The organism is Serratia sp. 3ACOL1, from assembly GCF_003668775.1.
GTDB lineage: Bacteria > Pseudomonadota > Gammaproteobacteria > Enterobacterales > Enterobacteriaceae > Chania > Chania fonticola.
In genome coordinates this window covers 5,668,394-5,681,249 of record NZ_CP033055.1, presented here as the reverse complement: position 1 = coordinate 5,681,249, position 12,856 = coordinate 5,668,394, and the positions used below count along the sequence as shown (strand labels likewise).

Below are 12,856 nucleotides of genomic sequence, written 5' to 3'. Positions count from 1 at the left end.
AGCGTTCGGGTTGATAGCGGTGATTATCTGCCTGTGCTTAAATGATAAAAATGCTCAAAATTTCAAATAAATTTTGCTGACGGAGCAACAATGAAGGCAAATTCGGATGAACTGGTCACCTTTGTCACCGTGGTGGAATGCGGTAGCTTCAGCCGCGCGGCGGAGCACTTGGAACAGGCGAACTCGGTGGTCAGCCGTACGGTTAAAAAGCTGGAAAGTAAGCTGGGGGTCACGCTGCTCAATCGCACCACCCGCCAGATCAGCCTAACGCAGGAAGGCGAAAACTATTTCCGCCAGGTGCAGAAAGTCCTGAGCGATATGGCCGCGGCGGAAAATGCGCTGATGGAGAGCCGCCAGCGGCCCCAGGGCCTGTTACGCGTGGATGCCGCAACGCCGGTCGTGTTGCACGTGCTGACCCCATTGGTTGGCGAGTTTCGTGCCCGCTACCCGGAAATGTCGCTCTCGCTAGTCTCTTCAGAAACCTTTATCAACCTGATTGAGCGCAAGGTCGACATTGCCATCCGCGTAGGGGAACTGACAGACTCAAGTTTGAAGGCGCGTAAACTGATGAACAGCTATCGAAAAATTGTGACGTCACCGGCCTATCTGCAGCAGTTTGGTACCCCGCAAAGCGTGGAGGAACTGGCGCAACATTGCTGCATCGGCTTCAACGATCTGCCCAACCTGAACCGCTGGCCATTAGCCTGCGCCGATGGCCGGCAGTTGGAGATTACACCGGGGCTGACTACCAACAGCGGAGAAACACAGCGCCACCTTTGCCTGCATGGCAACGGCATCGCCTGCCTGTCGAACTTTATGATCGATGAGGATATTCAGCGTGGAGACTTAGTGCAGATCCTGGTCGAGGAGACGCTGCCGGTTGCCGTACCGGTGAATGCGGTTTATTACAGCGACAGTGCCGTAAGCAACCGCCTACGCAGCTTTATCGACTTCCTTAGTGAAAGCCTGACACCCCGCTAACCTGGTCGATGCTGTAACCAGAATGCGGTGGGCGTCAGGCCACCCAGCTTCTTCTGGGGCCACTGTTGGTTATAGCTGGCACAGAGCGCCTGCAACACGTTGTCTAGTGATGAGTTCTCCGCCGCCGGTAGCAACTGCACCAGTTGGCTTTCGAGCCGCAGCACAATCTCCATTTGCGGTAGCGCGGGTTGTTGCAGCGTTATCCCCTGCTCCCGACACCATAGCTGTAGGGGATGGGTCTGAGACTCGCTATTGCCGAACAGCTTTTTATTTTCAGTCTCAATAGATTGTATATCACCAGGGCAGTGCGGTAACAGTTCCTTCAGCCAGTTGACCACCAGCATCGGCGAAGCGCCCGCAAAGGCTCGTGCACTCAGCCAGCCGCTGACCTTCTCTTCGGCCCACAAGAGGTGCTGTTCGCCGCCATCCTCGGCCGATAGGCTAATTCGTTGATAAAAAAGGGCGAGAGTTCCCGGCAGTTCACCTGCCTTCACCGCCTTTTTACCGCGTAGCACCCTGCTCTGTTCCTCACCGCGCTGGCCCACGCCGCGTAGATAGCGATCCAAACCCGCACGGGAGATCGGCTGTTGCATCCCCTGATTCACCACCACCAGCAGCTCATCCAACGGCAACTGTAATTTTTGTCTCAGCCAGTTGATAAGCAAACTCTGCTCGTCCGTCAGCAGTTTGCGGGTAGTTTTGGGCACCGTATGGCGATCGGCGACATCCTGGCGCTGCCGCCAACGGCGTACTGTCGCCACGGAGATGCCCAGCTCCTGCGCCAAAACGCGGTCACTTTTATCCGATTGCTGGATATAACGCCGCACTCGTGGGGTGGTGGTCGCATTGGCATGCAGCTTGATTTCCATCGTGGACTCCACACTAAAATTGATGTCCTATCATAACTAATCTTGTGAGATATTTTATAAATTCACCTCACACTGTGAACTGATTCACCTTTCTTTAAAATCCATTCACTGATAATCCCAGCCAATAAGTCGCCACCCTTACCTGTTTTTCTCCAATAAGCATACCTACGGGGTTTAGCATGAACAACGTTCTGGGATTTCTTGAAGCCAAGCTGATGCCTCTGGCGGCCAAGGCCGCACAGCAGCGGCATTTGTGTGCCATCCGCGGTGCCTATGTTTCCTTTATGCCGTTCATTATCGTCGGCTCTATCCTGCTGGTGATCTCGTCGTTCCCCAATCAGGGTTACCAGCAGTTTATGGCAGGCCTGTTTGGCGCCAGCTGGAGCAATATCATCGAGATCCCGTTCAACGCGGTATTCTCCACCATGTCGCTGTTTGTCAGCTTCCTTACCGCTTACCGCCTGGCGGAACATTATGACGAGGATCGCGTCTCCAGCGGTATTCTGTCGCTGGTGTGCTTCCTGATCCTCACGCCGTTTATCAAGGTAGAAGCCTTGGGCAATATCAATGTGATCCCGACCGAGTGGATCGGCAGCAAGGGGCTGTTTGTGGCGATGATCGGCTCACTGCTGTGGACTGAACTGTTCTGCTACCTCAAGCGCCGCAAACTGATTATCAAAATGCCCGAAGGCGTGCCACCTGCGGTACAGGAATCCTTCGCCGCTCTGCTGCCTGCTCTGTTCGTGATTATCCTGGTGCTGGCGATCCGTATTCTGTTCGAACACACCAGCTACCAAACCATTCATCAGTTTATTTATAACGTGGTCGCTACGCCGGTACGTCACTTTGGCACTTCCTATATCGGCGCGCTGCTGACGGTATTGAGTATCACCATCCTATGGTCAGTGGGGATCAACTCCGGTTCGATGGTCAACGGCATCATTCGTCCACTGTGGATGGAAAACCAGACCGACAACATCGCCGCTATCCAGGCCGGGGTTACGCCACCGCACATCGTTACCGAACAGTTCTTCGATATGATCTGGATGGGTGGGGCCGGTGCCACCCTGTCGTTGGTGATCGCCATTCTGTTCTTTGCCCGTAGCAACAGCATCCGCGAAGTAGGTCGCATGGGGGCGGCGGCCTCAATCTTCAATATTAATGAACCGATCCTATTTGGCCTGCCGGTGATCATGAACCCCATCATGTTGATTCCCTTCAACCTGGTTCCAGTGGTGTTGGTTACCGTGCAATACGTGGCGATGAAGGTGGGGGCCGTCGCCGTCACTACCGGGGTATTTATCCCCTGGACGCTGCCGCCGGTGATCAGTGGCTTTATCGTGACCGGCCATTTGAGTGGCAGCCTGATGCAGATCGTTAACCTGCTGATCGGCGCCATGCTTTATCTGCCTTTCCTGCGCATTCTGGACAAACAGTATCGCGCAGCCGAAACATCAGGAGTTTGATATGTGGGGAATGATTGCAACCTGGCGTATGGCCCTGGAAGGCGTCACCCAGGCCAGTGAAACGCTGAAAGCCGGGGCAAGTGCCGCACAAAGCGTGGTTAGCGCGGTGGCGGAAGTGGAGGATTTTCCGTTTTATAAATCTGTCGGTTTCGGCGGCCTGCCTACCGAAAATGGTGAGGTAGAACTGGATGCGGCCTTTATGGATGGCGATACGCTGGCCTTTGGTGCCGTTGGTAACCTGGTGGATATCGCCAACCCGGTGAAGGTTGCCCAGGCGCTGAGCCGCGAACGCTTCAACAGCGTCCTGGTGGGGGCTGGCGCACGTGAGTGGGCCCTTAGCCAGGGTTTTGCCGACAAGACCATGCTCACCGAACGTGCAACCCAGCACTATCGTAAACGCTGCCGCGAAACCATCGATAAGGGCCTTAGCCCCTACGATGGTCACGATACCGTCGGCATTATCGGCCTCGATTTGCATGGTTCAATGAGCGTGGCCACGTCTACCAGCGGGTTGTTTATGAAACGCCGTGGCCGCCTGGGTGACTCACCGGTGATTGGCTCCGGTTTCTACTGTGACAGCCAGATCGGTGCCGCAACTGCCACCGGAGTGGGTGAAGACCTGATGAAGGGCTGCACCAGCTATGAGATCGTGCGCCGTATGCAGCAAGGTATGACGCCACAACAGGCGGCCGATTCGGTCGTCTTCGAGCTGGAAGACCGGCTGATAGCCCGCTTTGGCCGGGTGGGCGATCTCTCCGTAGTCTGCATGAATCGGCAGGGAGAGTTCGGCATCTCAACCAATATCAAAACCTTCTCGTTTGTGGTCGCCAGCGCCATCCAGCCACCGACGGTGTATCTGGCAGAACGCCGTGCCGAGCATACCCACTACACTCCAGCCAGCGAGCAATGGCTAACCGACTATGCCGAGCGCATTCGCGCGCCGATTGAGGAGATCCATTTTGATTAATTATCGGTTACTGAGTGACATCCCCGCATGGGAAGTTAACAACCATGTGATTAGCTATCCCGACAGCCCATTGCAATTACCCTGCAATGCAGCCCTGTTACAGGAACTCCAGGCCACCGCCCAACAGCAAACCGCCGACTGCGCCTATGGCTGTGCTCCGGTAGGCCGCGTCACGCTGTTGCCAAAAACGTTCTGGCTCGATGGGCAAACCAGCAAGCTGGTCACCGCACTGCGTCCTCTACTACGCAGCGGCTCTAGTACGCAGTTGATCGTCGACTGCACGGTGTTTGATCACCGCAGCCTGCCGGCACGGAACCCTCTGCTGCATTTCCTGTTCAACCTGGATTACCAACTGAGCGATCTCGGTCTGAAAAAGGCAGAAACGGCGCCTGTACCGCGCATCCAGGAATTGGTGTTCTATTGCCAGCCGGAGCAACGAGCCACTCTCGAACCGTGCCTGTCTCAAGCAGCAGCCACCGCCATGGGGATGAAGGCAGCACGACGCATTGCCGACATGCCAAGCGATCGTTGCACCCCGGCATTTTTCGCCAGCGAGATCGCCCGCCAGATTGCACCCTATCCCAGCCTGAGTTGCGAAGTGTTGGATGAACAGCAGATCGCTGAGCAAGGTCTTGGTCTGCTACAGGCGGTAGGTAAAGGTGCCGATAATCCTCCACGTTTGGTGGTGATACGTTACCAGGGGAGCGATACCGGCCCCTTCAGCGCCTACGTAGGCAAAGGTATCACCTTCGATACCGGCGGCCTGTGGCTAAAGGGCGGCGATGGCATGTACACCATGAAATATGACATGTGTGGCGCCGCCAACGTCTTTGGCCTGATGCTGGCCGTGGCAGAACTCAAGCTACCGGTACGTCTGGTTGGCGTACTGGCGCTGGCCGAAAATATGATTGGCCCGGCCGCGATGCGCCCTGGCGATGTCGCAACCAGCTACAGCGGCTTAACCGTGGAAATCAATAACACCGATGCCGAGGGGCGGTTGGTACTGGCCGATGGTATCGCCTACGCCAGCAGGTTGACCAATAATCAGCAGCCGCCTGAATACGTGATCGATCTGGCTACGCTCACCGGCGCGGTGGTCAAAGCCTTGGGTTACGATCTTAGCGGCCTGATGACCGAGGATGAAAACCTGCGTCACGATCTTACTCTGGCAGGCTTGCACAGTGGCGATCCTTTATGGTCGTTGCCGTTGGATGAGCGCTTCAGCAAACAGGTCGAGAGCCATATTGCCGATCTGTGTAACACGCCTACCAACAATGCGGCGATCAGTACCTCTGCCGCCTACTTCCTAAGTCGCTTCAGCCGGGCGGATATTCCCTGGGCACACCTTGATATCAGCGGCACCGCGCTGTGGCGCGAAAATGGCCGTAGCGTGGCCTCTGGCCGACCGATCCCACTTTTAATCCAGCACCTGCTGGAACGCCTGGAGAAATAACATGAAAAAGATCCTGTTAGTGTGTGACTTGGGTATGTCCACCAGTCTGCTGGTGAAAAAGATGCAGGAAGCCGCCAAAGCGCGTGGTATTGACGCCGAGATCTGTGCCAAGTCGATCCGTGAATACAAAACGGCAGTAACCGAATTTGACGTCGCGCTGCTGGGGCCGCAGATCCGCTATAAGCTGGCAGAATGCGAGAAGATAGCCCACGAGCACCATAAAAAAGTCGCCTGCATCGATATGATGGCCTACGGCACCATGAAGGGTGACAAGGTATTGGATCAAGCTCTGGCACTGATTGAGGAAGCCTGAAATGGATTTGGAAAACGAAGTGATGGAGCTGATTGCCAATGCGGGTTACGCCCGCAGTCTGGTGTTTCAAGCCATGCGCTGTGCGCGCGAAGAAGAAGACTTTGTGCAGGCCGAACAGTATATGCAACAAGCGCAGGAGGCACTCTCTGGCGCTCATCACGTGCAGACCAAACTGATCGAAATGGACGAAGGCAGCGGTAAAATCCCGGTTCATCTGGTGATGGTCCATGCACAGGACCATCTGATGAACGCGATTATGCTGATGGAAATAGGCCGTGAGATTATCGCCTTACACCAAAAGATCGCTCGTTAAAACGAGCTAAGCCGTCTGTGGCCTCAAAACCACAGACGGCCAACCTATCAATCCCAGTTTGGTGCCAGACCTTCCGGGCTAACCAGACGGCCATTGCATTCTAATGCAGCAATTTCAGCCATTTCATCATCAGACAGCGTCAGTTGCTGGGCCAACAGATTGCTCGCCAGGTTTTCACGCTTGGTCGAGGACGGGATCACCGCATAACCCAGTTGCATAGCCCAAGCCAGGATCACCTGAGCCGCGGTCACATCACGACGCTTGGCGATATTGTTGATGGCTTCATTCTGCAACGCCTTGCCATAAGCCAACGTCATATAGGAGGTGATGGCAATGCCATGCTGTTGTGCAAATTCAACCACCTGACGGTTTTGCAGATACGGCGAGAGTTCGATTTGATTGGTGGCGATCGCATCAGCACCCACCGCATCAATAGCACGCTGCATCAGTTCAACGGTAAAGTTGGAAATACCAATCTGGCGCGTCAGTCCGAGTTCCTTAGCCTTCACCAGCTCCGCCATCGACTCGGCAACCGAGACTTCATCGTTCGGTGACGGCCAATGGATCAGGGTCAGATCCACATAGGAGGTTTGCAGCTTTTTCAGGCTTTCTTGCAGGCTTGGGATCAGTTGGTCTTTGCCCAGGTTGGCGATCCAGATTTTGGTGGTGATAAATAGCTCTTCACGTTTCACGCCGCTGGCTACGATAGCTTGGCCAACGGCCGCTTCGTTCTCATAGATTTGTGCGGTGTCGATGGCACGGTAGCCCAGTTCCAGAGCGGTGCTCACGGAATCGATCACCACTTGATCTTGTAGACGGAAGGTACCTAAGCCAAATGCAGGGATGCTCATAATTATGTTCTCTCGGTTTGTTTATCAAAACAGCTTGAGAGGATTATGGCAGCAGTTTTGTTGATCAAAAACGCCCTATTGTGCATAAGACTTTTGATTAATTGGCAACAATAGACCTTGATTTGGCAGGAAATCCCCTCACCCCAACCCTCTCCCAAAGGGCGAGGGGGCGGTCCGGCATCGTGGATTAGCTCGGTGCCCCTTGATTGCTTTATGAAGTGTGGGAAATTTAGCAAATGAAAAAGCCCTGAGTCAGAGACTCAGGGCTTATCAATTAAGTGGCGGAACGGACGGGGCTCGAACCCGCGACCCCCTGCGTGACAGGCAGGTATTCTAACCAACTGAACTACCGCTCCACCGATTCTTTTACGTCGCATCTTTCGATGCTGGCAAAACCACCTGAGTGATTTCGCGCATTACCAGGTGTCATACTGATAACGTTTATTTGATGCCTGGCAGTGTCCTACTCTCGCATGGGGAGACCCCACACTACCATCGGCGCTACGGCGTTTCACTTCTGAGTTCGGCATGGGGTCAGGTGGGACCACCGCGCTATTGCCGCCAGGCAAATTCTGTTTCGTTCTTGGCCGTTACTTTCGTAACCACCAGAACCAATCTCGGAACTTCGCTGAAAATCTCTACAATCTCTCTAAAACACCTTTGGTGTTGTAAGGTTAAGCCTCACGGATCATTAGTACTGGTTAGCTCAATGCATCGCTGCACTTACACACCCAGCCTATCAACGTCTTAGTCTTAAACGTTCCTTCAGGGGCCTTAAAGGCCCAGGGAAGACTCATCTCGAGGCAAGTTTCGCGCTTAGATGCTTTCAGCGCTTATCTTTTCCGCACTTAGCTACCGGGCAGTGCCATTGGCATGACAACCCGAACACCAGTGGTGCGTTCACTCCGGTCCTCTCGTACTAGGAGCAACCCCTCTCAATCTTCCAACGCCCACGGCAGATAGGGACCGAACTGTCTCACGACGTTCTAAACCCAGCTCGCGTACCACTTTAAATGGCGAACAGCCATACCCTTGGGACCTACTTCAGCCCCAGGATGTGATGAGCCGACATCGAGGTGCCAAACACCGCCGTCGATATGAACTCTTGGGCGGTATCAGCCTGTTATCCCCGGAGTACCTTTTATCCGTTGAGCGATGGCCCTTCCATTCAGAACCACCGGATCACTAAGACCTACTTTCGTACCTGCTCGAGCCGTCACTCTCGCAGTCAAGCTAGCTTATGCCTTTGCACTAACCTCACGATGTCCGACCGTGATTAGCTAACCTTCGTGCTCCTCCGTTACTCTTTGGGAGGAGACCGCCCCAGTCAAACTACCCACCAGACACTGTCCTCACCCCAGATTATGGGGCCGAGTTAGAACATCAAACATTAAAGGGTGGTATTTCAAGGTTGGCTCCATGCAGACTGGCGTCCACACTTCAAAGCCTCCCACCTATCCTACACATCAAGGCTCAATGTTCAGTGTCAAGCTATAGTAAAGGTTCACGGGGTCTTTCCGTCTTGCCGCGGGTACACTGCATCTTCACAGCGAGTTCAATTTCACTGAGTCTCGGGTGGAGACAGCCTGGCCATCATTACGCCATTCGTGCAGGTCGGAACTTACCCGACAAGGAATTTCGCTACCTTAGGACCGTTATAGTTACGGCCGCCGTTTACTGGGGCTTCGATCAAGAGCTTCGCCTTGCGGCTGACCCCATCAATTAACCTTCCAGCACCGGGCAGGCGTCACACCGTATACGTCCACTTTCGTGTTTGCACAGTGCTGTGTTTTTATTAAACAGTTGCAGCCAGCTGGTATCTGCGACTGGCTTCAGCTCCGAGAGCAAGTCTCTTCACCTACGCGCCAGCGTGCCTTCTCCCGAAGTTACGGCACCATTTTGCCTAGTTCCTTCACCCGAGTTCTCTCAAGCGCCTTGGTATTCTCTACCTGACCACCTGTGTCGGTTTGGGGTACGATTTGATGTTACCTGATGCTTAGAGGCTTTTCCTGGAAGCAGGGCATCAACTACTTCTGCACCGTAGTGCATCGTCATCACGCCTCAGGGTTGATAAGTAACCGGATTTACCAGGTCACTCCCCCTACACGCTTAAACCGGGACAACCGTCGCCCGGCTAGCCTAGCCTTCTCCGTCCCCCCTTCGCAGTAACACCGAGTACAGGAATATTAACCTGTTTCCCATCGACTACGCCTTTCGGCCTCGCCTTAGGGGTCGACTCACCCTGCCCCGATTAACGTTGGACAGGAACCCTTGGTCTTCCGGCGAGCGGGTTTTTCACCCGCTTTATCGTTACTTATGTCAGCATTCGCACTTCTGATACCTCCAGCAAACCTCACAGTTCACCTTCAACGGCTTACAGAACGCTCCCCTACCCAACAACGCCTAAGCGTCGCTGCCGCAGCTTCGGTGCATGGTTTAGCCCCGTTACATCTTCCGCGCAGGCCGACTCGACCAGTGAGCTATTACGCTTTCTTTAAATGATGGCTGCTTCTAAGCCAACATCCTGGCTGTCTATGCCTTCCCACATCGTTTCCCACTTAACCATGACTTTGGGACCTTAGCTGGCGGTCTGGGTTGTTTCCCTCTTCACGACGGACGTTAGCACCCGCCGTGTGTCTCCCGTGATAACATTCTTCGGTATTCGGAGTTTGCATCGGTTTGGTAAGCCGGGATGGCCCCCTAGCCGAAACAGTGCTCTACCCCCGAAGATGAGTTCACGAGGCGCTACCTAAATAGCTTTCGGGGAGAACCAGCTATCTCCCGGTTTGATTGGCCTTTCACCCCCAGCCACAAGTCATCCGCTAATTTTTCAACATTAGTCGGTTCGGTCCTCCAGTTAGTGTTACCCAACCTTCAACCTGCCCATGGCTAGATCACCGGGTTTCGGGTCTATACCTTGCAACTATTCGCCCAGTTAAGACTCGGTTTCCCTACGGCTCCCCTATACGGTTAACCTTGCTACAAAATATAAGTCGCTGACCCATTATACAAAAGGTACGCAGTCACACCACGAAGGTGCTCCCACTGCTTGTACGTACACGGTTTCAGGTTCTATTTCACTCCCCTCGCCGGGGTTCTTTTCGCCTTTCCCTCACGGTACTGGTTCACTATCGGTCAGTCAGGAGTATTTAGCCTTGGAGGATGGTCCCCCATATTCAGACAGGATGTCACGTGTCCCGCCCTACTCATCGAACTCACAATTAATGCATTTTAGTGTACGGGGCTATCACCCTTTGCTGCGCGACTTTCCAGACGCTTCCACTAACACAAGAACTGATTCAGGTTCTGGGCTGTTCCCCGTTCGCTCGCCGCTACTAGGGGAATCTCGGTTGATTTCTTTTCCTCGGGGTACTTAGATGTTTCAGTTCCCCCGGTTCGCCTCGTATGGCTATGTATTCACCATACGATAGTGTGTCGAAACACACTGGGTTTCCCCATTCGGGTATTGCCGGTTATAACGGTTCATATCACCTTACCGACACTTTTCGCAGATTAGCACGCCCTTCATCGCCTCTGACTGCCTAGGCATCCACCGTGTACGCTTAGTCACTTAACCTCACAACCCGAAGGTGTTTCTGTAAACAGAGAACACTGTCGTGCTGTTTATTTGAGAGACTCTATGACAGGTTAATCCTTACCCCAATAGTTCTACGGAGGGATAAGTTTCAGCTGTCATGTTTCAATTTTCAGCTTGTTCCAGATTGTTAAAGAGCAATATCTTAAACACGACTCGCAAGAGTCATCTTTAAGATAATCAGTCACGAATGACCGGTGATAATGTCTTTCACTCATTATCGGATGGCGTCCCCAAGGGGATTCGAACCCCTGTTACAGCCGTGAAAGGGCAGTGTCCTAGGCCTCTAGACGATGGGGACCCGAAATTTTCTTATCGAATCACTGATTCGATAATTTCGGGTAAAGGTGAGATTTTTCGTGAAAAATCGAGCGCCATTGTTGTTTGTCACTGCACTAGACAGCCACAAATTTCCCGGCACTTACCTATACCACAAGGTTTTGTTTGCTCATTACTTTTCATCAGACAATCTGTGTGGACACTGCACTCAACTGCATATCTTTAGGTAAGGAGGTGATCCAACCGCAGGTTCCCCTACGGTTACCTTGTTACGACTTCACCCCAGTCATGAATCACAAAGTGGTAAGCGCCCTCCCGAAGGTTAAGCTACCTACTTCTTTTGCAACCCACTCCCATGGTGTGACGGGCGGTGTGTACAAGGCCCGGGAACGTATTCACCGTAGCATTCTGATCTACGATTACTAGCGATTCCGACTTCACGGAGTCGAGTTGCAGACTCCGATCCGGACTACGACATACTTTATGAGGTCCGCTTGCTCTCGCGAGTTCGCTTCTCTTTGTATATGCCATTGTAGCACGTGTGTAGCCCTACTCGTAAGGGCCATGATGACTTGACGTCATCCCCACCTTCCTCCGGTTTATCACCGGCAGTCTCCTTTGAGTTCCCACCATGACGTGCTGGCAACAAAGGATAAGGGTTGCGCTCGTTGCGGGACTTAACCCAACATTTCACAACACGAGCTGACGACAGCCATGCAGCACCTGTCTCACAGTTCCCGAAGGCACCAATCCATCTCTGGAAAGTTCTGTGGATGTCAAGAGTAGGTAAGGTTCTTCGCGTTGCATCGAATTAAACCACATGCTCCACCGCTTGTGCGGGCCCCCGTCAATTCATTTGAGTTTTAACCTTGCGGCCGTACTCCCCAGGCGGTCGACTTAACGCGTTAGCTCCGGAAGCCACGCCTCAAGGGCACAACCTCCAAGTCGACATCGTTTACAGCGTGGACTACCAGGGTATCTAATCCTGTTTGCTCCCCACGCTTTCGCACCTGAGCGTCAGTCTTTGTCCAGGGGGCCGCCTTCGCCACCGGTATTCCTCCAGATCTCTACGCATTTCACCGCTACACCTGGAATTCCACCCCCCTCTACAAGACTCTAGCTTGCCAGTTTCAAATGCAGTTCCCAAGTTAAGCTCGGGGATTTCACATCTGACTTAACAAACCGCCTGCGTGCGCTTTACGCCCAGTAATTCCGATTAACGCTTGCACCCTCCGTATTACCGCGGCTGCTGGCACGGAGTTAGCCGGTGCTTCTTCTGCGAGTAACGTCAATGAACGGTGCTATTAACACCGAACCCTTCCTCCTCGCTGAAAGTGCTTTACAACCCGAAGGCCTTCTTCACACACGCGGCATGGCTGCATCAGGCTTGCGCCCATTGTGCAATATTCCCCACTGCTGCCTCCCGTAGGAGTCTGGACCGTGTCTCAGTTCCAGTGTGGCTGGTCATCCTCTCAGACCAGCTAGGGATCGTCGCCTAGGTGAGCCATTACCTCACCTACTAGCTAATCCCATCTGGGCACATCCGATGGTGTGAGGCCCGAAGGTCCCCCACTTTGGTCCGAAGACGTTATGCGGTATTAGCTACCGTTTCCAGTAGTTATCCCCCTCCATCGGGCAGTTTCCCAGACATTACTCACCCGTCCGCCGCTCGTCACCCAGGAGCAAGCTCCTTGTGCTACCGCTCGACTTGCATGTGTTAGGCCTGCCGCCAGCGTTCAATCTGAGCCATGATCAAACTCTTCAATTAA

At 53.6% G+C, this 12,856-nt stretch carries 8 protein-coding genes, 2 tRNA genes and 3 rRNA genes; 6 read left to right on the top strand and 7 right to left on the bottom strand.

Annotation, left to right across the window (positions count from 1 at the left end; all coding sequences use genetic code 11):
* Nucleotides 1-90: 90 nt before the first annotated feature.
* Entirely contained in the window at nt 91-981 is an 891-nt protein-coding gene (yafC, locus tag D9980_RS25750) for a DNA-binding transcriptional regulator YafC (protein ID WP_121608814.1), read from the top strand.
* On the opposite strand, the gene D9980_RS25745 is transcribed toward yafC, so the two are convergent.
* The gene (locus D9980_RS25745; RefSeq protein WP_121608813.1) at nt 978-1,850 is read right to left on the bottom strand and encodes a hypothetical protein; all 873 of its coding nucleotides are present in this window, start codon (nt 1,848-1,850) and stop codon (nt 978-980) included. The two genes, yafC and D9980_RS25745, sit on opposite strands and share 4 nt — an antisense overlap.
* A gap of 179 nt (nt 1,851-2,029) precedes the next feature.
* On the opposite strand from D9980_RS25745, the gene D9980_RS25740 reads away from it, so the two are divergent.
* The 5 genes from D9980_RS25740 to D9980_RS25720 are packed head-to-tail and all read left to right on the top strand — an operon-like array spanning nt 2,030 to nt 6,362.
* Entirely contained in the window at nt 2,030-3,316 is a 1,287-nt protein-coding gene (locus D9980_RS25740; protein WP_024483602.1) for a PTS sugar transporter subunit IIC, read from the top strand.
* A gap of 1 nt (nt 3,317) precedes the next feature.
* Nucleotides 3,318-4,283, top strand: coding sequence for a N(4)-(beta-N-acetylglucosaminyl)-L-asparaginase (locus tag D9980_RS25735; RefSeq protein WP_071682825.1), 966 nt, complete (start codon nt 3,318-3,320; stop codon nt 4,281-4,283).
* Nucleotides 4,276-5,736, top strand: a complete 1,461-nt coding sequence (locus tag D9980_RS25730) for a leucyl aminopeptidase family protein (RefSeq protein ID WP_121608812.1) — start codon at nt 4,276-4,278, stop codon at nt 5,734-5,736. Before D9980_RS25735 ends, D9980_RS25730 begins: the two co-directional genes overlap by 8 nt.
* Nucleotide 5,737: 1 nt before the next feature.
* Nucleotides 5,738-6,049: a PTS sugar transporter subunit IIB gene (locus tag D9980_RS25725; protein ID WP_024483599.1), complete on the top strand. Its 312-nt coding sequence runs from the start codon at nt 5,738-5,740 to the stop codon at nt 6,047-6,049.
* Nucleotide 6,050: 1 nt separating this feature from the next.
* Entirely contained in the window at nt 6,051-6,362 is a 312-nt protein-coding gene (locus D9980_RS25720; RefSeq protein WP_121608811.1) for a PTS lactose/cellobiose transporter subunit IIA, read from the top strand.
* A 47-nt stretch (nt 6,363-6,409) separates the two neighbouring features.
* Here the strand turns inward: D9980_RS25720 and dkgB are convergent, their stop codons facing one another.
* From dkgB to D9980_RS25690, 6 genes are all read right to left on the bottom strand, one after another.
* On the bottom strand, nt 6,410-7,213 hold the full coding sequence (gene dkgB / locus D9980_RS25715) for a 2,5-didehydrogluconate reductase DkgB (RefSeq protein WP_121608810.1): 804 nt from the start codon (nt 7,211-7,213) through the stop codon (nt 6,410-6,412).
* A gap of 279 nt (nt 7,214-7,492) precedes the next feature.
* A tRNA-Asp gene (locus D9980_RS25710) sits at nt 7,493-7,569 on the bottom strand.
* 94 nt (nt 7,570-7,663) lie between these two features.
* Nucleotides 7,664-7,779 (bottom strand): 5S ribosomal RNA (gene rrf / locus D9980_RS25705).
* Between the two features lie 104 nt (nt 7,780-7,883).
* Nucleotides 7,884-10,790 (bottom strand): 23S ribosomal RNA (locus D9980_RS25700).
* Nucleotides 10,791-11,033: 243 nt separating this feature from the next.
* A tRNA-Glu gene (locus tag D9980_RS25695) sits at nt 11,034-11,109 on the bottom strand.
* Between the two features lie 205 nt (nt 11,110-11,314).
* Nucleotides 11,315-12,855, bottom strand: a 16S ribosomal RNA gene (locus D9980_RS25690).
* Together the 16S, 23S and 5S rRNA genes with 2 tRNA genes alongside form the textbook arrangement of a ribosomal RNA operon.
* Between the last annotated feature and the right edge of the window lies 1 nt (nt 12,856).